This is a genomic window from Microbacterium gilvum, from assembly GCF_039543865.1.
GTDB lineage: Bacteria > Actinomycetota > Actinomycetes > Actinomycetales > Microbacteriaceae > Microbacterium > Microbacterium gilvum.
In genome coordinates this window covers 272,462-296,285 of the sequence record NZ_BAABKO010000004.1, presented here as the reverse complement: position 1 = coordinate 296,285, position 23,824 = coordinate 272,462, and the positions used below count along the sequence as shown (strand labels likewise).

The 23,824-nt window shown below is 71.5% G+C and carries 24 protein-coding genes; 9 read left to right on the top strand and 15 right to left on the bottom strand.

What is annotated here, in order from left to right:
- The 11 genes from atpD to prmC form a co-directional block, all read right to left on the bottom strand.
- A complete protein-coding gene (gene atpD / locus ABD998_RS12580; protein WP_345439645.1) occupies positions 1-1,449 on the bottom strand; it encodes a F0F1 ATP synthase subunit beta in 1,449 nt (482 codons plus the stop codon).
- 31 nt (positions 1,450-1,480) lie between these two features.
- The gene (locus tag ABD998_RS12575) at positions 1,481-2,371 is read right to left on the bottom strand and encodes a F0F1 ATP synthase subunit gamma (RefSeq protein WP_345439644.1); all 891 of its coding nucleotides are present in this window, start codon (positions 2,369-2,371) and stop codon (positions 1,481-1,483) included.
- A 21-nt stretch (positions 2,372-2,392) separates the two neighbouring features.
- Positions 2,393-4,036 (bottom strand): F0F1 ATP synthase subunit alpha, encoded by a 1,644-nt coding sequence (gene atpA / locus ABD998_RS12570; RefSeq protein ID WP_345439642.1) that lies wholly within the window; start codon positions 4,034-4,036, stop codon positions 2,393-2,395.
- A 65-nt stretch (positions 4,037-4,101) separates the two neighbouring features.
- On the bottom strand, positions 4,102-4,884 hold the full coding sequence (locus ABD998_RS12565) for a F0F1 ATP synthase subunit delta (protein WP_345439640.1): 783 nt from the start codon (positions 4,882-4,884) through the stop codon (positions 4,102-4,104).
- A complete protein-coding gene (locus ABD998_RS12560; protein ID WP_345439639.1) occupies positions 4,884-5,435 on the bottom strand; it encodes a F0F1 ATP synthase subunit B in 552 nt (183 codons plus the stop codon). The genes ABD998_RS12565 and ABD998_RS12560 overlap by 1 nt, the downstream gene beginning before the upstream one ends.
- Before the next feature lie 28 nt (positions 5,436-5,463).
- Entirely contained in the window at positions 5,464-5,703 is a 240-nt protein-coding gene (gene atpE, locus ABD998_RS12555; RefSeq protein WP_156241867.1) for a F0F1 ATP synthase subunit C, read from the bottom strand.
- A 43-nt stretch (positions 5,704-5,746) separates the two neighbouring features.
- Positions 5,747-6,553 (bottom strand): F0F1 ATP synthase subunit A, encoded by an 807-nt coding sequence (gene atpB, locus ABD998_RS12550; RefSeq protein WP_345439638.1) that lies wholly within the window; start codon positions 6,551-6,553, stop codon positions 5,747-5,749.
- Positions 6,554-6,718: 165 nt separating this feature from the next.
- Positions 6,719-7,192 (bottom strand): hypothetical protein, encoded by a 474-nt coding sequence (locus tag ABD998_RS12545; RefSeq protein ID WP_345439637.1) that lies wholly within the window; start codon positions 7,190-7,192, stop codon positions 6,719-6,721.
- Positions 7,192-8,373: an MraY family glycosyltransferase gene (locus tag ABD998_RS12540; protein WP_345439636.1), complete on the bottom strand. Its 1,182-nt coding sequence runs from the start codon at positions 8,371-8,373 to the stop codon at positions 7,192-7,194. Before ABD998_RS12540 ends, ABD998_RS12545 begins: the two co-directional genes overlap by 1 nt.
- The gene (locus ABD998_RS12535; RefSeq protein ID WP_345439634.1) at positions 8,370-9,053 is read right to left on the bottom strand and encodes an L-threonylcarbamoyladenylate synthase; all 684 of its coding nucleotides are present in this window, start codon (positions 9,051-9,053) and stop codon (positions 8,370-8,372) included. Before ABD998_RS12535 ends, ABD998_RS12540 begins: the two co-directional genes overlap by 4 nt.
- 83 nt (positions 9,054-9,136) lie before the next feature.
- The gene (prmC, locus tag ABD998_RS12530) at positions 9,137-10,009 is read right to left on the bottom strand and encodes a peptide chain release factor N(5)-glutamine methyltransferase (protein WP_345439632.1); all 873 of its coding nucleotides are present in this window, start codon (positions 10,007-10,009) and stop codon (positions 9,137-9,139) included.
- Positions 10,010-10,120: 111 nt separating this feature from the next.
- On the opposite strand from prmC, the gene cysK reads away from it, so the two are divergent.
- Both cysK and epsC read left to right on the top strand, forming a co-directional pair.
- The gene (gene cysK, locus ABD998_RS12525; protein WP_345439630.1) at positions 10,121-11,059 is read left to right on the top strand and encodes a cysteine synthase A; all 939 of its coding nucleotides are present in this window, start codon (positions 10,121-10,123) and stop codon (positions 11,057-11,059) included.
- 7 nt (positions 11,060-11,066) lie between these two features.
- A complete protein-coding gene (epsC, locus tag ABD998_RS12520; protein WP_345439628.1) occupies positions 11,067-11,636 on the top strand; it encodes a serine O-acetyltransferase EpsC in 570 nt (189 codons plus the stop codon).
- Positions 11,637-11,784: 148 nt separating this feature from the next.
- On the opposite strand, the gene ABD998_RS12515 is transcribed toward epsC, so the two are convergent.
- The 4 genes from ABD998_RS12515 to add all read right to left on the bottom strand — a co-directional run bounded on the left by ABD998_RS12515 (position 11,785) and on the right by add (position 16,398).
- Positions 11,785-13,203: an amidase gene (locus tag ABD998_RS12515; protein WP_345439626.1), complete on the bottom strand. Its 1,419-nt coding sequence runs from the start codon at positions 13,201-13,203 to the stop codon at positions 11,785-11,787.
- Between the two features lie 230 nt (positions 13,204-13,433).
- Positions 13,434-14,633, bottom strand: a complete 1,200-nt coding sequence (locus ABD998_RS12510) for an amidohydrolase family protein (protein ID WP_345439624.1) — start codon at positions 14,631-14,633, stop codon at positions 13,434-13,436.
- Positions 14,630-15,343, bottom strand: coding sequence for a GntR family transcriptional regulator (locus tag ABD998_RS12505; RefSeq protein ID WP_345439622.1), 714 nt, complete (start codon positions 15,341-15,343; stop codon positions 14,630-14,632). The genes ABD998_RS12510 and ABD998_RS12505 overlap by 4 nt, the downstream gene beginning before the upstream one ends.
- On the bottom strand, positions 15,340-16,398 hold the full coding sequence (gene add / locus ABD998_RS12500; RefSeq protein ID WP_345439620.1) for an adenosine deaminase: 1,059 nt from the start codon (positions 16,396-16,398) through the stop codon (positions 15,340-15,342). Before add ends, ABD998_RS12505 begins: the two co-directional genes overlap by 4 nt.
- 221 nt (positions 16,399-16,619) lie before the next feature.
- On the opposite strand from add, the gene ABD998_RS12495 reads away from it, so the two are divergent.
- The 7 genes from ABD998_RS12495 to ABD998_RS12465 are packed head-to-tail and all read left to right on the top strand — an operon-like array spanning position 16,620 to position 23,818.
- Positions 16,620-17,684 carry an ABC transporter substrate-binding protein gene (locus ABD998_RS12495; RefSeq protein WP_345439618.1) on the top strand — a complete coding sequence of 355 codons (1,065 nt, stop codon included), beginning with the start codon at positions 16,620-16,622 and terminating at the stop codon, positions 17,682-17,684.
- A complete protein-coding gene (locus ABD998_RS12490) occupies positions 17,681-18,505 on the top strand; it encodes an ABC transporter ATP-binding protein (RefSeq protein ID WP_345439616.1) in 825 nt (274 codons plus the stop codon). Before ABD998_RS12495 ends, ABD998_RS12490 begins: the two co-directional genes overlap by 4 nt.
- Positions 18,495-19,268, top strand: a complete 774-nt coding sequence (locus tag ABD998_RS12485; RefSeq protein WP_345439614.1) for an ABC transporter permease — start codon at positions 18,495-18,497, stop codon at positions 19,266-19,268. The genes ABD998_RS12490 and ABD998_RS12485 overlap by 11 nt, the downstream gene beginning before the upstream one ends.
- The gene (locus ABD998_RS12480) at positions 19,265-20,059 is read left to right on the top strand and encodes an ABC transporter permease (RefSeq protein ID WP_345439612.1); all 795 of its coding nucleotides are present in this window, start codon (positions 19,265-19,267) and stop codon (positions 20,057-20,059) included. Before ABD998_RS12485 ends, ABD998_RS12480 begins: the two co-directional genes overlap by 4 nt.
- 14 nt (positions 20,060-20,073) lie before the next feature.
- A complete protein-coding gene (locus ABD998_RS12475) occupies positions 20,074-21,195 on the top strand; it encodes an acyl-CoA dehydrogenase family protein (protein ID WP_345439610.1) in 1,122 nt (373 codons plus the stop codon).
- The gene (locus ABD998_RS12470; RefSeq protein ID WP_345439608.1) at positions 21,192-22,577 is read left to right on the top strand and encodes an NtaA/DmoA family FMN-dependent monooxygenase; all 1,386 of its coding nucleotides are present in this window, start codon (positions 21,192-21,194) and stop codon (positions 22,575-22,577) included. The genes ABD998_RS12475 and ABD998_RS12470 overlap by 4 nt, the downstream gene beginning before the upstream one ends.
- Positions 22,574-23,818: an acyl-CoA dehydrogenase family protein gene (locus tag ABD998_RS12465; RefSeq protein WP_345439606.1), complete on the top strand. Its 1,245-nt coding sequence runs from the start codon at positions 22,574-22,576 to the stop codon at positions 23,816-23,818. Before ABD998_RS12470 ends, ABD998_RS12465 begins: the two co-directional genes overlap by 4 nt.
- Positions 23,819-23,824: the final 6 nt, after the last annotated feature.

Genomic DNA, 23,824 nt, shown 5'->3' with positions numbered 1-23,824 from the left:
TCAGGCGTTCTCCTTCTGGATCTTCGCCCAGGCGGCCTCGACGTCGCTGATGCCGCCGACGTTGAAGAAGGCCTGCTCGGCCACGTGGTCGAACTCGCCCTTCACGATCGCGTCGAACGACTCGATGGTCTCCTTGAGCGGGACCGTGGAGCCCTCGACACCCGTGAACTTCTTCGCCATGTAGGTGTTCTGCGAGAGGAACTGCTGGATACGGCGCGCACGCGCGACGACGATCTTGTCCTCCTCGGAGAGCTCGTCGACACCGAGGATGGCGATGATCTCCTGGAGTTCCTTGTTCTTCTGCAGGATCTGCTTCACCGACGTGGCGACGCGGTAGTGGTCCTCGCCGAGGTAGCGGGGGTCCATGATGCGGCTCGTCGAGGTGAGCGGGTCGATGGCCGGGTAGAGGCCCTTCGACGCGATCTCACGCGACAGCTCCGTCGTCGCGTCGAGGTGCGCGAACGTCGTCGCCGGAGCCGGGTCGGTGTAGTCGTCGGCCGGCACGTAGATCGCCTGCAGCGAGGTGATCGAGTGACCGCGCGTCGACGTGATGCGCTCCTGGAGCACGCCCATCTCGTCGGCGAGGTTCGGCTGGTAGCCCACAGCGGAGGGCATGCGGCCGAGCAGGGTCGACACCTCGGAGCCGGCCTGCGTGAAGCGGAAGATGTTGTCGATGAAGAGGAGCACGTCCTGCTTCTGGACATCGCGGAAGTACTCCGCCATCGTCAGCGCCGAGAGGGCGACGCGCAGACGCGTCCCCGGCGGCTCGTCCATCTGGCCGAAGACGAGGGCCGTCTTGTCGAAGACGCCCGCCTCCTCCATCTCGCCGATGAGGTCGTTGCCCTCACGGGTGCGCTCGCCGACACCGGCGAACACCGACACACCGCCGTGGTCCTGCGCGACGCGCTGGATCATCTCCTGGATGAGGACGGTCTTGCCGACGCCGGCACCGCCGAAGAGGCCGATCTTGCCGCCCTGCACGTACGGCGTGAGGAGGTCGATCGACTTGATGCCGGTCTCGAACATCGTCGTCTTCGACTCGAGCTGATCGAAGTTGGGAGCCTTGCGGTGGATGGGCCAGCGCTCCGTGACCTCGAGCGTCTCGCCCTCGCCGAGGTTGAGGACGTCGCCGATCACGTTGAAGACCTTGCCCTTGGTGACGTCTCCGACGGGCACCGAGATGGGGGCGCCCGTGTCGCGCACCTCCTGGCCGCGGACCATGCCGTCCGTGGGCTTGAGCGAGATGGCGCGGATCATGTCGTCGCCGAGGTGCTGCGCGACCTCGAGCGTGATCTCGGTCGACTCGTCGCCGATCGTGATCGTGGTCTTCAGCGCGTTGTAGACCTCGGGGATCGCGTCATGCGGGAACTCGATGTCGACGACGGGGCCCGTGACGCGTGCGACGCGCCCGACCACCGCGGTGGTCTCAGCCGTGGCGTTGGCAGTCATACTTTCGTCTCTTTCCTGATGGGTCTCTAGCTCACGACGCCAGGGCGTCGGCGCCGCCGACGATCTCGGCGATCTGCTGCGTGATCTCCGCCTGACGCGCGTTGTTGCGCAGGCGGGTGTAATCGGTGATGAGCTTGTCAGCGTTGTCGCTCGCCGACTTCATCGCCTTCTGCGTCGCTGCCTGCTTGGCGGCCGCCGACTGCAGCAGCGCGTTGAAGACGCGGCTCTGGATGTAGACGGGCAGCAGCCGGTCGAGCACCTGCTGCGGCTCCGGCTCGAACTCGTAGAGCGGGTAGACCTCGGCCGAAGCCGACTCCTCCGCCTCCACGACCTCGAGCGGCAGCAGACGCACCGACTCCGGGGTCTGCGTCATCATGCTGACGAAGCGGTTGTACACGACGTGGATCTCGTCGACGCCGCCCTCGCTCGCGTCCTTCTCGTAGGCCTCGATGAGCGCCTGCGAGATCTCCTCCGCCGACTCGAACGAGGGGGTGTCGGCGTCGCCGACCCACTCGCCCTGCGCGACGATCCGGCGGAACTGGAAGTATCCGACGGCCTTCCGCCCGAAGAGGTAGAACACGACCTCCTTGCCCTCGGAGCGCAGGAGCTCGGCGAGCTCCAGGCCCTCGCGGATGACCTGCGAGTTGAACGCCCCGGCGAGGCCGCGGTCGGCGGCGACGATGAGGATGGCCGATCGCGTGATGCTCTCGGGCTCGCGGGTGAGGGGGTGGTCGATCGACGTGTGCGTGGCGACGGCGGAGACGGCTCGCGTCACCGCGCGGGCGAAGGGCGATGACGCGCGCACGCGCGCCATCGCCTTCTGGATGCGCGAAGCCGCGATGAGCTCCATCGCCTTCGTGATCTTCTTGGTCGTCTGAGCAGAAGAGATCTTCTGCTTGTACTCCCTGAGTTGTGCGCCCATGGTGCGTCGTCTCCGAAGGCGTTACGCCTTGCGGCCCTTGACGATCTGCTCCTGGTTCACATCGTCGGCTGCAGCGGCGGCGAACTCCTCGCGACCCGCGTCGGTGAGGTGCGTGCCATCGCCCTGCTTGAACTCGAGCACGAAGCGGTCGACCTGCTTCTCGAGCTCCGCCACGACGTCGTCCTCGAGCTTGCCCGAGTCGCGGATCGAGTCGAGCACCGACGTGTTGCGCTTGAGGTGGTCGAGCAGCTCGCGCTCGAAGCGGAGGACGTCCTCCACCTCGATGGTGTCGAGCTTGCCGTTCGTGCCCGCCCAGATCGACACGACCTGGTCCTCGACCGCGTACGGCGTGTACTGCGGCTGCTTGAGGAGCTCGGTGAGACGCGCACCACGCGCCAGCTGGCGGCGCGACGCGGCGTCGAGGTCGGACGCGAACATCGCGAACGCCTCGAGCGAGCGGTACTGCGCGAGCTCGAGCTTGAGCGTGCCGGAGACCTTCTTGATGCTCTTGAGCTGGGCGTCGCCGCCGACTCGCGAGACCGAGATGCCCACGTCGACCGCCGGACGCTGGTTGGCGTTGAAGAGGTCGGACTGGAGGAAGATCTGGCCGTCGGTGATCGAGATCACGTTGGTCGGGATGTACGCCGAGACGTCGTTCGCCTTGGTCTCGATGATGGGCAGACCCGTCATCGAGCCGGCACCGAGCTCGTCCGACAGCTTCGCGCAGCGCTCGAGCAGACGCGAGTGCAGGTAGAAGACGTCGCCGGGGTACGCCTCGCGTCCCGGCGGACGGCGGAGGAGGAGCGACACGGCACGGTAGGCCTCGGCCTGCTTCGACAGGTCGTCGAAGATGATGAGGACGTGCTTGCCCTGGTACATCCAGTGCTGGCCGATTGCCGAGCCGGTGTAGGGCGCGAGGTACTTGAAACCGGCGGGGTCCGACGCGGGAGCGGCGACGATCGTCGTGTACTCCATGGCGCCGGCGTCCTCGAGGGCGCCCTTCACGGACGCGATCGTGGAGCCCTTCTGGCCGATGGCGACGTAGATGCAGCGGACCTGCTTGTTGACGTCGCCCGACTCCCAGTTGGCCTTCTGGTTGATGATCGTGTCGATCGCGATGGCCGTCTTGCCGGTCTGGCGGTCGCCGATGATGAGCTGGCGCTGGCCGCGGCCGACGGGGATCATGGCGTCGATCGCCTTGATGCCGGTCTGCATGGGCTCGTGAACCGACTTGCGGTCCATGACGCCCGCCGCCTGCAGCTCGAGCTCGCGGGTCCCCTCGATGCCGGCGATCTCGCCGAGGCCGTCGATCGGGTTGCCGAGCGGGTCGACGACGCGGCCGAGGTAGCCCTCGCCGACGGGCACAGAGAGGACCTCGCCCGTGCGGGTGACCTCCTGGCCCTCCTCGATGCCGGTGAACTCGCCGAGGACGACGACGCCGATCTCGTGCTCGTCGAGGTTCTGTGCGAGGCCGAGCGTGCCGTTCGCGAAGCGGACGAGCTCGTTCGCCATCACGCCGGGGAGTCCCTCGACGTGGGCGATGCCGTCCGCGGCGTCGACGACAGTGCCGACCTCGGTCGCCGCGGAACCGGAGGGCTCGTAAGCGGCGACGAAGTCCTTCAGCGCGTCACGGATGACGTCGGGGCTGATGGTGATGTCTGCCATTGTCTTCCTTAGTGTTGTGGGGCCGATGACGGCCCCAGAGCCGTCCGCCGGTGCGGGGAGAGCTTTCAGCCAGCGAGCCTCTGCCGGAGATCGGCGAGGCGGGAGGAGATGCTGCCGTCGATGACATCGTCGGCGACCTGGATGCGGATGCCGCCGACGACGGCGGGGTCGATCACGGGGTTGAGCGAGACGCCGCCGCCGTAGATCCGACCGAGCGAGGCCGCGAGGCGCTCGCTCTGCTCCGCCGTGAGGGGCGCCTTCGTGTAGACCGTCGCGACCGTGCGACCGCGCTCGGCGGAGACGAGCTTCATCGCGCGCGTCAGCAGGGCGCGAACGCGGCGTCCGCGCGACTGCTGGACGAGCGACGACACGATCAGGGTGGTGCCGGTGCTGGCCGTGCCCTGCAGCAGGGTCGCGATCAGCTCGCCCTTCTTCGCGTCGTCGCCGAGGCGGCTGCCGAGCGCGAGCTCGAGCTCGGGGTTCGCGGAGACGATCCGCGAGACCTGGAAGAGCTCGGCCTCGACGTCGGCGGTCTCCGCCTTCGCGGTGGCGCGGATGGCCAGCTCCTCGATGCCCGACACGAGGTCGGACGCCGAGGACCAGCGCTGAGCCGCGGCCTCCGCGAGGAGCGACTGCGCGACGGGCGACAGCGTTCCGAACACCCGTCCGACGAGCGCGCCGCGCACGTCGGCGGCGGCGGCCTGGTCGGCGAGCGCGCCGCTCAGCGCCGACGAGCCGGCGACGGCACGCGACGCCGCGAACAGCTCGCGCGCCGTGTCGAGGTCGACCCGCGCCGCCGCGAGCGCGTCCGCGCCGGCGGCGAGCGCCTGAGTGGTCGCGCTGCCCATTACTTGGCCGCCTTCTCGGACGCCTCGAGGTCGGCGAGGAAGCGGTCGACCACGGACTGCGCCTTCTGGTCGTCGGCGAGGGTCTCGCCGATGACGTTGCCTGCCAGATCGAGCGCGAGGGAGCCGACCTCGCCGCGCAGCGACACGAGCGCCGACTGGCGCTCCGCCTCGATCTGCGTGTGCGCGGTCGCCGTGATGCGCTCGGCCTCGGCCGAGGCGGTGTCCTTGGCCTCCGCGACGATCTTCTTGCCGTCCTCGCGGGCGGCCTCGCGGATCTCGCCGGCTTCCTTGCGGGCCTCGGCGAGCTGCTGCGTGTACTCCTCGAGCGCGGCCTCGGCCTGCTTCTGAGCCTCGTCGGCCTTCGCGATGTTGCCCTCGATGGCCGCAGAGCGCTCGTCGAGCATCTTCGTGAGGCGGGGGATCGCCACGAAGATCACCACGGCGAGGATGATGACGAAGCACACCGCAGACCAGACGATGTCGTAGATCGCCGGAATGAGCGGGTTGTGCTCTGCTTCCTCCGCGGCGACAGTGACAAGAGCGTTCAGCATCCTGCCTCCTTAGGTGTCGAGCGAGGGATCAGTTGTAGCCGAAGATGAAGCCGGTGGCGATGCCGATGAAGGCGAGCGCCTCGGTGAAGGCGATACCGATCCACATGAGCGTCTGCAGGCGGCCGGCGAGCTCGGGCTGGCGGGCGGTCGACTCGATCGTCTTGCCGACGACGATGCCCACGCCGATGGCCGGGCCGATGGCCGCAAGGCCGTAGCCGACCGTCGCGATCGAACCGTTGACCTCGGCCAGAATCGTGGTAGCGTCCACGGGTTTTTCCTTTCGGTAAGGCGGATGACCGTGTGGTCGTCCGTCAGTGCTCTTCCGCCACCGCGAGCTGGATGTAGACCGCGGTGAGGATCGTGAAGACGTAGGCCTGGAGGACAGCCACCAGGACCTCGAACAGGGTGAAGGCGAAGCCGAAGGCGAGGGTGCCGACGCTCAGGAGCGACCACCATCCGCCCATCGTGAGGAGGAAGAAGTGCGTCGCCGAGAAGAACAGCACGAGCATGAGGTGCCCGACGATCATGTTCATCAGGAGTCGCAGGGTCAGCGTGACCGGGCGGATGATGAACGTCGAGAGGAACTCGAGCGGCGTCACGATGATGTAGAGGAACGGCGGCACCCCGGGCGGGAAGAGCGCGTTGCGGAAGAACCCGGCGGGGCTCTTCTTGATGCCGGCGTAGATGAACGCGACGTAGGAGACGATCGCGAGGAGGAGCGGGACGGCGATGACGCTCGTGCCCGCGATGTTGATGCCCGGGATGATGCCCGTCAGGTTCATGAACAGGATCATGAAGAACATCGTCATGAGCAGCGGCAGGAACCGGTCGCCGTCCTTGCGGCCGAGGATCCCGTGCGCGAACGTGTCGCGGACGAACAGCATGCCCATCTCGACGATGCTCTGGAAGCGCCCGGGGATGACGCGCATGTTGCGCGTGCCGATGAGGAGGATCACCACGAGGACGGCCGTCGCGAGGAACTGCGCGAGGTTGATGCGCGTGATCTCGAACGGCGTGCCGACGAACAGCAGCCCCTCGGGGAAGAAGTCCGAGATCGACGGCGGGTGGAATTCCTCCCCTTCGGCGATCTTGGCGATGAGGTTCGCTGCCTGAGTCAACCTGTGGCTCCTGCTTCTCGCACGGGGACGGGCCCAGCACGGTGAATTGTCATGAGAGAGCGGGTCTGCGGGGCCTCGTCGCGTTCATCGCGTCGCACACCGGCCGCAGGTGAGTCCAGCCTATCAAAGGTCGGGCCCAGGTTTTGACACGTTGTAGAAGACGCCTCAGGAGGCGGGCTTCTCGTCGGCGTCGTCGTCGCCGGGGAGCCGGACGTCCGAGACGTGCGGGATGCGGATGGTGCGCATGACGACGACGTCGACGACGAGCGACGCCACGACGCTCGCGACGATGGCGACGAAGAAGACGACGGGCTCGAGCCACGGCTGGCCGCGCAGCACGAACAGCGCGCCGATGAACACGATGAGCTTGACGAACCATCCGCCCAGCACGATGCCGAAGAAGATCGGCACGTAGAGGGCGTCGCCGAACCAGCGGTTCGCGACGAGGACGCTGACCGACGTGAGCACGAGGAAGACCGCCGCGACGAGCGCGCCCGCGAGCGCCGACCACAGGCCGTCCGCGCCGGCCACGAGGAAGCCCGCCACTCCCCCGACGACGGCGATGAGGCCGGTCGCGGCCGCGCTCCAGAGGATGGCGGCGCGCAGGACGGGCGTGCTGGAAACGGGCGAGGGCGACATCAGGCCTCCTGAGGGGTCGGTGCGCCGGCGGACGACGGCTGGGCTTCTGGTCGGCGCCGGCGCACGGGGCGCGACGGCAGGAAGGTGACGACGAGGCACGCGACGACGCCCACGAGCCCGAAGGCCGCGCCGAGCCACCATCCGCCCGGCCAGCCGCGCTGCGTCGCGATGTACATGAGCAGCACCGCGAGCGAGCAGACGGCGGTCCACGCGTAGAAGATGAGGACGGCGGCGCGCGCGGTGTGCCCCATGTCGAGCATGCGGTGGTGGAGGTGCTTGCGGTCGGGCGAGAACGGCGACCGCCCCTTCGACATGCGGCGGATGACCGCCATCGCGAAGTCGAGGAGAGGCAGCGCGACGACGATGACGGGCATGAGGATGGGGATGAACGCACCGAGCAGCTGGGAGTCGACGTCGTCGCGGTCGAGGATCGACGGCGGCAGCTGGCCCGTGATGGCGATCGCGCTCGTCGCCATGAGCAGGCCCAGCACGAGCGCGCCGGAGTCGCCCATGAAGAGCTTGGCCGGCGTCCAGTTGAGCGGCAGGAACCCGATGCACGCGCCGATGAGGACGGCGGCGATGAAGGTCGCGAAGTTGAAGTAGACCGTCGCGCCGGTGTCGCGCACGAGCAGGTACGAGTACACGAAGAAGACGGTGTTCGAGAGCAGGCAGACGCCGCCGACGAGCCCGTCGAGCCCGTCGATGAAGTTGACGGCGTTCATGACGACGACGATCGAGAGGATCGTGATGCCGATGCTCATCCAGCTGCCCCACACCGTGACGCCGCCGAAAGGGAGGAAGTAGATCTGCAGCTGCCCGCCGACGGCGATGATGCCCGCGGCGAGGAACTGCGCGGCGAGCTTGATCATCCAGTCGAGGTCCCACAGGTCGTCGGCGACGCCGACGAGCATGATGAGCGTGGCGGCGGCGAGGACCGACAGCACGCGCTGCGGCTGGTCCCAGAACAGCCCGAAGTACGGGTTCGCGGCCGACACCGCGAACGCCGTCGCGATGCCGAAGAACATCGCCACTCCCCCGAGCCGCGGGGTGGGGGTCTTGTGCACGTCGCGCTCGCGGATGCCGGGGTACAGCTTGTACCGCATCGCGAGCTTCCACACCGTCCACGCCAGGCCGAACGTGACCACGGCGGTGAGGACGATGATGAAGACGTACTGCCTCACGCGTCGCCCGCAGCCTCAGGTTCGAGCAGGTCGCCCAGCACCTCGCGCAGCTCGACGCGCGAGATGGCACCCTCGCGCAGGACGCGCAGGAGCGGGTCGGATGCGCCGCCGACGAACGACGTGGCGTCCACGATCGTCGACGCGACGCCCGTCTTCGACGGACCGCCGTCGAGGTAGACCGACACCGACTCGCGGAGCATGCCGCGAGCGGAGTCGATCGTGACGGCGGCCGGCTGCCCGGTGAGGTTGGCGCTGGAGACCGCGAGCGGCCCCGTCTCGGCGAGGAGCTCGAGCGTGAGCCGGTCGTCGGGCATGCGCACGGCGACGGTGCCCTGCGTGTCTCCCAGGTCCCAGCTCAGCGAGGGCTGCGCGGGGAGCACGATGGTGAGCGCTCCGGGCCAGAAGCGGTCGACGAGTCTCTGCACGGGTTCCGGCACCTCCTCGACGAGGGCGCGCATCGCGGCGTCGTTCGCGACGAGCACGGGCGGCGGCTGCTGACGGCCGCGCCCCTTCGCGTCGAGAAGGCGCTGCACCGCGGCGGGGCTGAAGGCGTCGGCCGCGACGCCGTAGACGGTGTCGGTGGGCAGGACGACGAGCTCTCCGCGGGCGATCGCCTGACGCGCCTGGCGCATGCCGGGGAGGAGCTGCGTCTCATCGCGCAGATCGAAGAGGGGGGACATAGCGCGACAAGTCTACGGCGAAGGCGCCTGGGAGCCCCGATCCCCTGCCGCACGGCGCCCGCCGGGCGTCGCGGCGTCGCGTCTCAGGCGCGGACGGCCGTGGTCGCCCTGTCTCGCAGCGTGAGGTCCGGGTGCGTGGCGGCCTGGCGCCATCCGTCTGCCGTCAGGAGCTCGCGCACGGGCGCGCCCTGCCACTCCCCGTGCTCGATGACGAGGAGGCCGCCCGGGCGCAGCAGGCGGGCGGCCGTCACGCTCAGGACGCGCACGACGTCGAGGCCGTCGGGACCGCCGTAGAGCGCGGCCGCCGGATCGTGCAGCCGCACCTCCGGGTCGCGGGGGATGGCGTCGTCCGGCACGTAGGGCGGGTTCGAGACGACGACGGAGACCGTCCCGTCGAGCTCTCGGAGGGCGTCGGCGAGGTCTCCCAGGACGAGGTGCACCTCGGCGCCCGAGCGCGCGATGTTCCGCCGCGTCCACGCATGCGCGTCGGGCGACTTCTCCACGGCGTGGATCTCGGCGTGCGGCACCTCGGTCGCGAGGGCGAGCGCGATGGCCCCGCTGCCCGTGCCGAGGTCGACGCCGACGGGGCGCGGCGACGCGTCGGCGCGCAGGGCGTCGATGCCGAGCTGCGCCACCATCTCGGTCTCGGGTCGCGGCACGAAGACGCCGGGGCCGACGAGCAGCTCGAGGTGGCGGAACGGGGCGACGCCCGTGATGTGCTGCAGCGGCTCGCGCTGAGCGCGCCGGGCCACGACGGCGTCGAAGGCGTCGTGCGGGGCGGGATCTATCGCGTCGCCGCGGATCGCGGCGACCTGGACGGCGCCGCGGCTCTCGGCGAGGACGTGCGCGAGGAGGAGCTCGGCGTCGACGAGCGGATCGGGGACGCCCGCCTCGGCGAGCCGACGCGCTCCGCCCTCGAGGACGGCGCGGAGGGAGGATTCTGCGGGAGTCGTCATGGCCCATCGAGTCTACGGACGCCGGTAACTTCATTACGCAGACCATGCGGAGCCCCGGGGTTCGTGCCCTAGGGTGAAGCCGATCGCAGGATCCCCCTCAGAAAGGCCGTCATGACCGGTATCCACGCTGACGTCACCACCGCGTTCGGCAACACCCCGCTCGTCCGCCTCAACCGCGTCACGGGCGACGCGGGCGCCGAGGTCCTCGCCAAGCTCGAGTACTACAACCCCGGCTCGTCGGTGAAGGACCGCCTGGGCATCGCCATCGTCAACGCGGCAGAGGAGTCGGGCGAGCTGAAGCCCGGCGGCACCATCGTCGAGGCGACGAGCGGCAACACCGGCATCGCACTCTCGCTCGTCGGCGCGGCGCGGGGCTACAAGGTCATCCTCACGATGCCCGCATCGATGTCGAAGGAGCGCCGCGTGCTCCTCAAGGCGTTCGGCGCCGAGCTCGTGCTCACCGACCCGGCCGGCGGCATGAAGAACGCCGTCGCCGAGGCCGAGCGCATCGCCGCCGAGACGCCCGGCGCCATCCTCGCGAAGCAGTTCGCGAACGCCGCGAACCCCGCCATCCACCGCAAGACCACGGCCGAGGAGATCTGGCGCGACACCGACGGCAAGGTCGACATCTTCGTCGCCGGCGTCGGCACGGGCGGGACGATCACGGGCGTCGGCCAGGTGCTCAAGGAGCGCAACCCCGACGTCAAGGTCGTCGCCGTCGAGCCCACGGCGTCGCCGCTGCTCTCCACCGGCACGCCCGGCCCCGCGAAGATCCAGGGCATCGGCCCGAACTTCGTGCCGCCCATCCTCGACACCGACGTCTTCGACGAGGTCGTCACGGTCGAGTTCGAGGACGCCATCGCCACCTCGCGCGCGCTCGCCGCGCAGGAGGGCCTCCTCGTCGGCATCTCGTGCGGTGCGGCCACGTGGGCGGCCGTCGAGCTCGCCAAGCGCCCCGAGAACGCGGGCAAGCGCATCGTCGTCATCCTGCCGGACACGGGAGAGCGCTACCTCTCGACGGCCCTCTTCGAGGACCTCCGCGAGGACTGACGCCCGCATGTCGTTCACGAGCCGCGTCCGCGAGGATCTCGTCGCCGCGCAGCGACGGGATCCCGCGGCGCGCTCGCTCCTCGAGATCGCGCTTCTCTACCCGGGCCTGCACGCCATCTGGGCGCACCGGCTGTGGCACCGCCTGTGGCGTCGCGGCTTCCGGTTCGCCGCCCGGGCCGGGTCGCAGGCGACACGGTGGATCACGGGGATCGAGATCCATCCGGGCGCGGTCATCGGGCGCCGCTTCTTCATCGACCACGGGATGGGCGTCGTCATCGGCGAGACCGCCGAGATCGGCGACGACGTCATGCTGTACCACGGCGTCACGCTGGGAGGGCGCACGCACGACGCCGGCAAGCGCCATCCCACGCTGGGCGACGGCGTCGCCGTGGGAGCCGGCGCGAAGGTGCTGGGGCCCATCGAGATCGGCGCCCGCTCCGCCATCGGCGCGAACGCCGTCGTCACGCGCAGCTGCCCCGCCGACACCGTCCTCATCGGCATCCCCGCGAAGGCTCGCGCGAAGCAGAGCGGCGAGGACACCCGGGCCGTCCTGATGGCCCCCGACTACAGCATCTGAGCACTCCGTCGGGCCCTTCCGATCGGCCAGCGGGCGAGACGAGACGCCGCGATCCGTCCCGGGGACGGCACCGAGACCATCCGCTCTCCGAGACCGGCGCACGGCGATTCGACTCGCTGCGCTCGCGGGGCGACCGGACGCGGCTCGCTCACCGACCGGGGCGCACCGCCGGCGGCCACGGCAGCGGACCGCGCCGGCTCTCGAGCTCGGCCGCGAGCGACAGCAGGGCCGCCTCCCCGCCCGGGCGGCCGACGAGCTGCACGGCGACGGGGCGGCCCGTCGCATCGGGCGCGAGCGGCAGCACGATCGCCGGCAGCCCCGCGACGTTGACGAAGCTCGTGTGCGGCGCGTACGTGCACTGCTGTGCGAAGTTCCGCTCCGGGTCGTCGGCGTCGAACCATCCGACCGGCCTCGGCGACTGCGCGAGCGCGGGCGTCAGGACGACGTCGAACGACGCGAACGCCGCGATCGTCGCGCGCTCGAACGCCGTCGCCGCGGCGAGGGCCGCGAGCAGCCGCTCGGCCCGCAGGGCCCGTCCCTCCCGCACGAGCCAGGCCGTCAGCGGCTCGAGATCGGCGTCGAGCCTGTCGTCGGCGACGGGGACCCGCGCGGCGGAGGCCCGCCACAGCGTCGTGAAGAGCTCGGGGTACCCCTGCGGATGCCATCCGGCGTCGTCGACGTCATGGTCGGCGAGCATCCGCACGGCCGCATCGAATGCGACGCGCGCGTCGACGTCGAGCGCGGTGTCCGTCCAGCCGTCCCACGGCGTGACGGTCGTGGCCCCGATGCGCAGACGCCGCGGTGGACGGCGCGCCGCGTCGAGGAAGGGGCCGCCTCCCGGCGCCGCAGTGGCGAAGGGGTAGGGAGCCGCCGACACGAGCGCATCGAGGAGGAACGCGGCGTCGGCGACGGAGCGTGCGATCGGCCCCGCCACCGCCAGCCCCGCGAGTCCGTCCATGCCGGACCCCACCGGGAGCCTTCCTCTGGACGGCTTCAGCCCCACGACGCCGACGGTCGCCGCGGGGATCCGGATGGACCCGCCGCCGTCCGAGGCGGGCGCCGCAGGGAGGAGACCCGCGGCGACGGCGACAGCCGCCCCTCCGCTCGACCCCCCTGCTCCCGTGGCGGCGTCCCACGGGTTGCGGGCCGGCGGCGCGACGCGCGACTCGGTGTAGCCGGTCAACCCGAACTCCGGTGTGTTCGTCTTGCCGAGGCTCACGGCGCCGAGGTCGTCGAGGGCGACGGCGAGGGGGTCGGATGCCGAGGGCACGGCATCGCGGAAGGCCAGCGAGCCGTAGCGGGTCGGCACTCCGGCGCGCGCCGTGAGGTCCTTGTCGGCGAGCGGGAGGCCCCACAGCGGCCCCGAGGGCGCGCCGCCCGCGGCGGCCAGGGCGAGCGCGTCGGCCTGCGCGAGCGCGCGATCGGCCGTGACCTCGACGAAGGCGCCCAGCCCGCCGTCGAGGCGCGCGATGCGGTCGAGGAAGTGCTCGGCGGCCTCGCGGGGACCGGCCTCGCCGGCGCGCAGGGCGTCGGCGAGGCCGATCGCGCCGAGCTCGTGGATCTCCATCCGCCCATCCTCCCAGCTGCCCCGAGATCCGCATCCGATCCGGCCGCGGCGCCGGCGTCGTCGCCGCCGGCGGCTCCCTCCTCCAGGTCGCAGAAAGCGACCCGAAACGGCCTCCACAGGACGGGTACTGCGACCTGAACGGGAACACCACCCCTCCAGGTCGCAGAAAGCGGCTCGGAACGGCCTCCACAGGACGGGTACTGCGACCTGAACCGAGAGGCGGCGGAGCGTCAGGGGGTCGGAAGCGTACCGTGGAGGAGGCGGCCCTGCGCCACCACGGCGACGATGCGCGAGGGATCGAGCACGTCGAGGTCCTCCCAGGGGCGGCCCCGGACGACCAGGAGATCGGCCGAGTACCCTCGCGCGATGCGCCCGACCGAGCCGCCGAGCCCGAGGGAGGCGGCGGCGTCGGACGTGCCGGCGACGAGCGTGCGCTCCGCCGACCATCCGAGCACGTCCCGCATGCGGCGCAGCTCCGCGTGCGCTCCCGTGTACGGGACGAGTCGCCCGTTCGCGTCGGTGCCGAGGACGAACCGCACGCCGCGGCGCGCGGCCTCGGCGAACACCGCATCGCGCTGCGCCACCACGGCGCGGGTCTGCCGGCGCGCGGCGGCGAGCAGCGGGTCGTCCCCCGCCAGGATGCGCTCGTGGACCGCGAGCGTCGGCGCGACCGGCACGCCGGCGGCGGCGAGCGCGTCGATCTGCCCTGCGGCGAGTCCCGTGGCGTGCTCGACGGAGTCCGCCCCGGCGCGGATCGCGACGTCGACGCCCTCGGCGCTGAGCGCGTGCGCGGCGACGCGGCGGCCGAGCGCATGCGCCTCGTCGACGATCGCGGCCGTCTCCTCGAACGTGTGGTTGCGCCACCCCACCTCGTCGCCGAGCGACAGGATGCCGCCGGAGGTGTAGATCTTGATCCCGTCGGCGCCGGCGCGCACCCACTCGCGGACGAGCCGCCTGCAGGCGTCGACGCCGTCGGCGACGGGAGGCCGGGCAGCCGCCCCGCGTGGAGTGAAGAGATCCCCGTGCCCCGCGGTCATGCTCACGGGTCCGTACGCGAGCAGCCTCGGACCGGGGACGACGCCGCTCGCGAGTGCCCGAGCCGCGGCGAACTGCGGCTCCGTCGCGTAGAGGTCGCGCAGCGTCGTGACGCCGTTCCGCGCGAACCGCAGGGCGCCGCCCGCGACGTGCAGCGCCTTGTCGGCCTCGCCCGTCGCGAGCGCCCATCCGGAGTCGGCCGGCTGCTCCCCCACCGCGACATCGAGATGCACGTGCGTGTCGACCAGCCCCGGGACCACCGAGAGCCCGCACGCGGGCACGCCGGGGTCGACGGCGATCTCGCCGAGCACGCCGTCGGCCCACGCGACCCCTCCCGCGCCGAGCAGGCGCTCGCCGTCCCAGATCTCGACGCCCGACAGCGCACCCGCGGTCATGACCAGGGCTCCGGGAAGCGGCGGACGACGGAGTACTGCACGATGTCGGGATGGTGCCGCTCGACGGCGTGGAACACGCGGCGCCCGGAGCGGAGCATCCCCACGATGGTCAGGACCATGCACGCCGTCCCCTCGGCGAGGCCGAGATCCGAGGCGACACGCCCTGCGGCGTTCTCGACCCCGGGCGTCGCGACCTCCCAGACGATGGGCTGCGACCACGCGTCGGCGACGAGGTCGAAGGCCGACGCGGCCGCGTCGAGCTCGCACGGCTCCGGCAGCACGATCGTGTTCTCCGCGAGCATCGCAGGGCGTCCGTCGGCCGTCCAGAGCTTGCGCGCGCGCAGGATGGGCGCGTCGGCCGGCTCCGACAGCACGTCGGCGAGCTCGGCGCCCAGCTCGCCCGTCGTGCTGTCGAGCAGGCGCACCTCCGGTCGGAAGCCGAGCCGGTCGAGCAGCTCGCTGTGCTCCACCTGCTCCTCGAGGCGGACGGTCATCCGGAGGGCGACGGGGTCGACGGTCGTCGCGGCGCCCTGATGCCGGCGGACGATCCCCTGCTGCTCCAGCGCCCCCAGCACGCGCCGCACCTGAGCCCGGTTGCCGCCGAGCCGGCGCGCCAGCTCGTGCTCGCCCGGGAGCGCCGCGCCCGCGCGGACGGTCTCCCGCGCGATCGCGAGGATCCCGCGGCGCAGCGCCTCGGAGTCGCCGGTCATGCGGCTGCCTCCTCCCGCTCCTGCAGGCGCGCGAGGGCGGAGGCCCGCTCGTCGTCGGTCGCGAAGCTCGCGAGGTGCGAGTCCCGCGCGAGTCGGAGGATGCGCGCGTCGTCCCAGCCGAAGGCGGCGGCGCACAGCGCCCATTCCGCCTCGAGGCGCGTGCCGAGCGCCGCCGGATCGTCGGTGTTCACCGTCACGCGCACGCCGGCGCGCGCGAGCGCGTCGACGGGATGGTCCTCGAGCCGGCGGAACAGCCCGAGCGCGAGATTCGAGGTGGGGCACACCCCCACGGCGATCTGCTCGTCCGCGAGCCGATCGACCAGTCGCGGGTCCTCGACGGCGCGCACGCCGTGGTCGATGCGCTCGGCGCCCAGGAGGTCGATCGCGTCGCGCACGCCCTCCGGTCCGCTCGACTCCCCCGCGTGGGCGGTGCGTCGCAGACCCGCCCGTCCCGCCGCCTGGAAGGCGCCGCGGAAGCGCCCTCCCGTGCGCCCGGAGACCCTCTCGTCGCCGTCGACGGAGACGCCGACGAGTGCGCGCGGTCTGCGCGCGACGACGGCCGACACGAGGTCCTCGGCGGTGGCCGCGTCCCATGTCCGCAGGATCGACGCGCACGTCCGCACGCGGCACAGCCCGTCGGCGGCTGCGGCGTCGAAGCCCGCGCCGAGCGCGTCGAAGAGCGCAGCGGGGTCGCTGCGCCAGGACGGCCAGTGCGCGGGATTCACGATGACATCGGCGTACACGATGCCCGACGCGCTCTGACGCGCCGCGAACCGGTAGGCGAGGCGCTCGAGCTGCTCCGCCGACGAGAACAGCGCTCCCTCCCAGTCGAGGAACCGCAGGAACGCCGACAGCGGCGAGGGGTGCGGCGGATCATCGTGGCTCGCGACGTCGAACAGGGTGGCAGCCGGCCCCGGCAGCCGGACACGCGCCTCACGCGCCGCCTCCAGCAGGTCCGCGAGCTCGATCGCCCCCTCGAGGTGGACGTGGACCTCGGCCTTGGGCAGCGCCCGGATGGCGGGAACGGTCGTGAGACCGGTGGAATCAGCGCTCACCCGGTGGGTCCCTCCTGCGTCTTCTCGTCGGAGCGCCCAGCATACAGCCTGTTGACAAGTTGTCTCGCAGCCGGCATCCCACCATGTGACACGCGGCGAAAATCCTTGTAACGCGTGGAAACATCGCGGCGTCGGCGACCGATCCCCTCGTACTGTTGCGCTACCTGTTGACACGTTGCGTCGACTGATCGGATGGTCGGCGCCCCCTCTGAGAGGCCGCCATGTCCCCCATCCGCAGCACCCGAGCTGCCCGCACCCTCGGCGCTTTCGCCGTCGCCGGCGTCGTCGCCGCCGCCCTCGTCTCGTGCGCGTCATCCGACGCGACGGCAGAGGCGTTCGGCGACGCCGACTACGGCGACATCACCGTCCAGCTCTCGTGGCTCAAGAACCACGAGTTCTCCGGCTACTTCGAGGCCGACAGCCGCGGCTACTTCCAGGAGGCGGGCTTCGACGACGTCGAGCTCGTCGCGGGCGGGATCGGCGGGGTGCCCGCGGCTTCCGCGCTCACGAGCGGGAGCGCGTGGATCGGCATCGCGTCGCCCACCGATATCGCCCAGGCGAACGCGGAGGGGGCGGATCTCCGCATCGTCGCGACGACGTACCAGAAGAACCCGTTCACGCTCGTCTCGGCAGACAGCGACCCCATCGACACGCCCGCCGATCTCGTCGGACGGACCATCGCGATCGCGGACTCGAGCGCCACCAACTGGGACGCCTTCCTCGCCGCGAACGACATCGACGCGGACGACATCGACCGCGTGCCCTACGGAGACGCGCAGAACGACCTCAAGCTCGGCAACATCGACGGCTTCATGGGATACGGCGACGGAGGGGCGCCGCTGCGCGCGACGGGCTTCGGGGCGCAGGAGTTCCTCCTCGCCGACTACGGCCTCGCCTACTCCGGGGAGGCGGTCGTCGTGACGGCCGAGACTCTCGAGAACGAGGGCGACGCGGTCGAGGCCTTCCTCACGGCCTATGCACGGGGCTGGAAGGACGCGTTCGACGATGTCGACGGGACGATCGACCTCGTCATCGACGACTACGGCAAGGACCAGAACTACGTCCGCGCCGACATCGAGCTCTCCTGGGAGCAGCAGGAGAAGCTCATCCTCACCGACGAGGCGCTCGAGAACGGCATCGGCACCATCAGCGACGACGCCGTCCAGCGGAACATCGACAGCCTGGCGCTCGTCGGCTACGACCTGGCGCCCGACGACCTCTTCGACACGACGCTCATCGCAGACGTCTACGCGGAGAACCCCGACCTCGTGATCGGCGTCGGATGACGTCGCCCACGCAGGCGTCCGGCCCCGCCTCGGCGGGGCCGGACGCCGGTCTGCACATCGCCGGCCTCCGCAAGTCCTTCGCGGGGCGTCGCGGAGTCGAGGCGCTCGCGGGCGTCGACCTCGACGTGCCGCGGGGCGGCTTCGTCTCGCTCATCGGTCCGTCCGGCTGCGGGAAGTCGACGGTGCTCCGCATCCTCGCGGGACTCGAGGAGCCGAGCTCCGGGACGGTCAGCGTGCACGGGGAGGACGTCGCCGGCGGACGCCGTCGAGACGACGTCGGCGTGGCGTTCCAGGATGCCGCCCTCCTCGAATGGCGGTCCGTCCGCCGCAACATCTCCCTCCCGCTCGAGCTCGCGGGCCGATCCCCCGACCGCGGCCGCGTCGACGACCTCATCCGGCTCGTCGGGCTCTCCGGCTTCGAGCACGCCAGGCCAGCGCAGCTGTCGGGCGGGATGCGGCAGCGGGTGTCGATCGCCCGCGCCCTCGTCGTGCAGCCTGAGCTCCTCCTGCTCGACGAGCCCTTCGGCGCCCTCGACGACATGACGCGGCAGCGGCTCAACCTGGAGCTGCAGCGGATCTGGTCGGAGCGGCCGTCGACCACGCTCATGGTGACGCACGGCATCCAGGAGGCCATCCTGCTCTCCGATGCCGTCGCGGTGATGTCGCACCGGCCGGGGCGCATCGTCGAGGTCGTGCCGATCGACCTCCCCCGCCCGCGCACGATCGAGGTCATCCGCTCTCCCGAGTTCCACGCGCTCAGCGACCGCCTCGTCGAGCTCCTCTTCCGCACCGCCCGCGACGCGGACGACCATGCGGCGTAGTGCGGCGGCGCGGTACGCGCTCGGGGCCGTCGGCTTCGCGATCGTCATCGCCGCCTGGTGGATCACCGCCGACACGACCTTCGGGGAGACGGGCGTCGTCCCATCGCCGCCCGACCTCGTGCGCCAGATCGCCGCCGACGGACCCGGATACTACGCCGCGCAGATCGGGGTCACCCTGTCGAGCGCACTGCAGGGATTCGCCTGGGGCGCGGGCATCGCGCTCGCGCTCGCTGTCGTCGTCATGCTCCTGCCGTCGCTCTCGGCACCCGTGGGCCAGCTCGCGCTGTTCGTGGAGTGCGCCCCGGCAGCGGCGATCGGCCCCGTCGTCCTCGCCGTCGTGCAGGGGCGCACGCCCTCCATCTTCCTCGCGGCGATCGCCGTGCTCTTCACGACGCTCGTCGGAGCGCTCCTCGGCTCGCGAGCCACGCGCCGCATCGAATCCGACATGATCGCCGCCTACGGAGGCAGCCGCTGGGACCTCTTCGTCAAGGTGAAGCTGTTCGCGGCGCTTCCCGCGACCCTCAACGCCCTCAAGATCGGCATCCCCGCCGCGATCCTCGGCGCCATCATCGGCGAGTACCTGGGCGGAGTCGACTCCGGGGTCGGCGTCGCGCTCGCCGTCGCGCAGCGGTCGATCCAGGTCGAGCGCACCTGGATCTTCGGCTTGAGCGCCGCCCTCGCGACGAGCCTCGGCTACGCGCTCATCGGGGCCGTCGCGCGCGTCGCGCTCCCCTGGGCGCACGGCGGGAGGAGGCTCGCATGACGCGGATCGCCGCATCCGTCGGCCGTCGCGCGGCCGTCTTCGCTGGCACCGTGATCGCGCTGCTCGTCGTCTGGCAGGTCCTCCTGGCGGTCACGGGCATCAGCCCGTTCATCGCGAAGTCGCCCATCGACGTCTGGTCGTACCTCTGGGCCGTGCCCGACGCAGCGGCGAACCGCGCGCTCGTGCTCGACGGTCTCGCCGTCACGGCCCACGACGCGGGCATCGGATACGTCGCGGGACTCGGCGGAGCCGCCGTCATCTCGACGCTCTTCGCCCTCTTCCCGGCGCTCGCGACCGCGTTCATGCCCGTCGCCATGGTGCTGCGCACCTTCCCGCTGGTGGCCCTCACTCCGCTGATCGTGCTCGTGTTCGGCCGCGGCGACGCCGGTCTCGCCGCGATCGGCTTCATCGTCGTGTTCTTCTCGGCGCTCGTCACGATCTCGTTCGGGATCGCGGGCGCGTCTCCGCAGGCGCTCGACGTGGTCTCCGTCTTCGGCGGCCGACGGTGGGCGCAGATCTGGAAGGTCGGGCTCCCCTCCGCGGTGCCCGCGCTCTTCACGGCCGCCAGGCTCGCGATCCCGCAGTCGCTCTCGGCTGCCCTCATCGCGGAGTGGCTCATCACGGGCGAGGGAGCCGGATCGCAGCTGATGCGCGCGGCCGGCACATCCCAGTACGCGGCGCTGTGGGCCACGGCGACCGTCTTCATCCTCGCGACCACGGTCGTGTACACCCTCGTGACGACGCTCGAGGAGCTCGTCCTCGCCCGGTTCTCCGGACCGGGTGCGCCCTGACACGGAAGGAACCCATGACCGTCACCGATGCGCTCGTCCGCGACGACGAACGGCACCTGCGCGACCGCCTCGACGAGCTGCTCCCCGCGTTCGCCTCCGACGCGGCCGAGAACGACGAGCACGCCCGGCTGCCGGAGGCGGCGCTGCGCCGGCTCCACGCGGAGGGCTTCGACGCGGCCGCGCTCCCGCAGCACCTCGGCGGAGGGGGCGCGTCGTACTCCTTCTTCGGCGAGGTCGTGCGCGCCCTCGCGGAGGCCGACCCCGCCGTGGCCACGATCTGGACGATGCACCTCGGCGCCGCGGTGGGTCTCGCACAGCTGACGGCGGACTCGCTCGGCTCCTACTACGCCGACGCGCTGCTCGCGGGAGACCGCTTCGCGAACGCGCTCTCCGAGCCCACGAGCGGCAACCGCTTCCTCAATCCCCAGCAGGAGGCCTCCCCCGTGGAAGACGGTCACGTGCTCGACGGGGCGAAGCGGTTCGTGTCGGGAAGCGAGATCGCCGACCACCTCCTCGTCAACGTCGCGATCGACGGTGCTCCGGCGTTCTTCGGCGTGGAGCCCGACGCCACGATCACGGTCATCCCGATCTGGGACTCGCTGGGCCTGCGCGGCACGCGCAGCCAGCTGCTGTCCTTCCACGGCACACTCCTGCGCGCCGACCGCCGAGGGGCCGCGCCCGGTCCCGACCATCGGAACTACGTCGGCGCCGGCCTCGCGGGCATCTCCCTCGGCATCGCCGACGCCGCTCTCGGCGCGCTCGTCGCGCATGCCCGCTCGCGGGTCATCGCGGGCCGGCCGCTCGCCGAGCAGCAGTGGGTCGAGTACGCCGTCGCCGACCACCACAGCCGCATCGAGGCGGTGCGCGCCTACTGGCGCCAGGCGCTCAGGCAGGCCGACGCGGGCGATCCCGCGCACGCGGGGGGCTTCGACCGCGCCAAGCTCCTGGCCAACCGCGTGGCCGTGGAGACGGCTCAGCTCGCCGTGCGCGTCGGCGGTGCGAGCGGCTATCTGCGCACCTCGCCGATCCAGCGTCATCTGCGCGACGCGGAGGCGGGTCAGCTGATGGCCTACTCGACGGAGGTGCTGTCCGGAGTGATCGGCAAGCAGGTGCTCGGCACGGAGACCGCGCGATGACCCGCCGCCGTCCCCTCATCTTCAGCGCATTCAACGAGTTCGTGCTGTCGCACCACGATCACGGGTCATGGCGGCGCGCCGACTCGCGGCAGACGGAGCTCAACACGGCCGACGCGTGGGTGGATCTCGCCCGCCTGCTCGAGCGCGGCCGCTTCGACTTCCTCTTCTTCGCCGACGTCCTCGCGCCGTACGACATCTACCGGGGCAGCAGGGACGCGGCGATCGCCACGGGGATGCAGACGCCCGTGAACGACCCGGCCGTCCTCATCCCCATCCTCGCCCACGCGACGACGGACCTGTCGTTCGTGCTGACCGAGAACATCCTCCAGGAGCCCCCCTACACCTTCGCCCGCAAGATGTCGACGCTCGACCACCTCTCCGGCGGCCGCATCGCGTGGAACATCGTGACGAGCTTCCTGCCCGGGGCAGGGCGGAACCTCGGCCATGACGGCCTGCCGAGCCATGAGGAGCGCTACGGGCGCGCCGAGGACTACGTCACGGCCGTCTTCAAACTGTGGGAGGCCAGCTGGGAGGACGACGCCGTCGTCGCCGATCGCGTGCGCGGCGTCTATGCCGATCCGTCGAAGGTCCACACGATCGACCACGTCGGTCCGTACTACACCGTGCCGGGTCCTCATCTCACGGAACCGAGCCCGCAGCGGACGCCGTTCCTCTTCAACGCCGCCGCATCGGGAACGGGCATCGGATTCGCCGGAGCCAACGCGGAGGTGCTGTTCACGTCGGGGGGCCGCGAGCAGGCGCCCGCGAGCGTGCGCCAGCTGCGCGCCGCCGCCGTCGCCCAGGGGCGCGCCGCCAGCGACGTGAAGATCCTCGGCGGGCTCGGGGTCGTCGTCGGGAGCACGGAGGAGGAGGCGCGCCGCCTGGACGCCGAGCTGCGGGAGACGCAGACGCTCGAGTCGATCCTGGTCAAGTTCAGCGGCTTCTGGCAGGAGGACCTCGACCGGTATCCCGCGCATGCGACCGTGGCGGAGATCCTCGCATCGACGGATCCCGGTCCGCTGCTGCGTCAGGTGCTCGGCTCGGCGCCGGACCCCGACGCCGACTTCGCGACGTTCGCCCGGTGGGCCGCGAACCGGCACGCCGTCGGCACGCCCGAGCAGATCGCCGACGAGATCGACGCCTGGCAGGACGCGGGAGTCGACGGGCTCAACCTGCAGTACCTCGTGTCGCCCGGATCGTTCGCCGATTTCGTCGACCATGTGCGTCCGGTGCTCGTCGACCGCGGCACCATGCGAGCCGACTACGGCTCAGGCACGGCGCGCGAGCGGGTCACCGACGGCGGCCCGTTCCTGCCGGAGAGCCATCCCGCCCGGCGCCACCGCGCCGCGCTCGCGCGTCGTCGAGAGGAGGACGCGCGATGACCTCCGATGCCGACCTCAGGGCGCGCTTCGCACCGCTGTTCGCCGAGATCGCGGATGGCGCCGCCGCGCGCGAGCGGGCGCGGGACCTGCCGCGGGACGCCGTGCGGGCGCTGCGTCGCGCAGGGTTCGGGGCGCTCCGGCTCCCCGTCGACCGCGGCGGGCACGGTGCCAGCCTGCGCCAGCTCCTCCTGCTCCTGCGCGATCTCGCCGCCGCCGATTCGAACATCCCCCAGGCCCTCCGCCAGCACTTCTTCCAGGTCGAGGTGCTGCTCCGCGACGCGGACCAGGACGAGAGCCGCCGCTGGCTGGAGCGCGTCGCGGCCGGCGACCTCTTCGGAAGCGCCACGACGGAGCCGCGGGGTTCGGCGATCGGCGAGGTGCGGACCATCCTGTCCCGCACCTCGACGGGCGCGTTCCGGCTGGACGGTCGCAAGATCTACGGGACGGGCAACGCCTACGCGCAGTGGCTGCCGGTCGGCGCGGTCGACGAGGAGGGCGCGCCGGTCGTGCCCGTCATCCCCGCCGACCGCGAAGGCGTGGAGATCGTCGACGACTGGAACGGCTTCGGACAGCGCCTCACGGCGACCGGGACGACCGTGTTCCGGGACGTCCGGGTGTCAGAGGACGAGGTGCGCCGCTTCCCCGCCGGCGGACCGGCCCGCGGCGGCGCAGGGCTGCACCAGGCGGTCCTCCTCGCCACCCTGGCGGGGATCGCGGAGTCGGCGGCGCGGGAGACGGCCGGGCAGCTCCGCTCCAAGACGCGTGTGTACTTCACGGGGACGGGAGAGCTCCCCCGCCACGATGCGGTGGTGCAGGAGCACGTCGGCCGTCTCCGCGCCGCCGCCGACGCGGTCGGCTGGATCGTCGACGGCGTGGCGCGCCGCATGGAGGAGGCGTGGGACCTCTGGCTCGACCGCGACGCCGATCCGGCGGCCGTCGACGCGGAGTTCGTCGAGGTCGAGCTCGCGGTCGCCTCGGCCCAGGTCGAGATCTCGCAGCGTGTGCTCGACGTCGCGGCGCACGCGCTCGACGTGCTGGGCGCGTCGTCGCTCGACGCCGATCTCGGTCTCGACCGGCATTGGAGGAACGCCCGCGCGGTCGCGTCGCACAACCCCTACCCGTTCAAGGCGCGACTGCTCGGCGATCACGCCCTCAACGGCGCCGAGCCCGCCGCGTTCGCGGTGGGACGGGACGTGGGCGACCGGCCGGACGCCTCCGACCGCCGCGGCGACGGCCGCTGACCGACG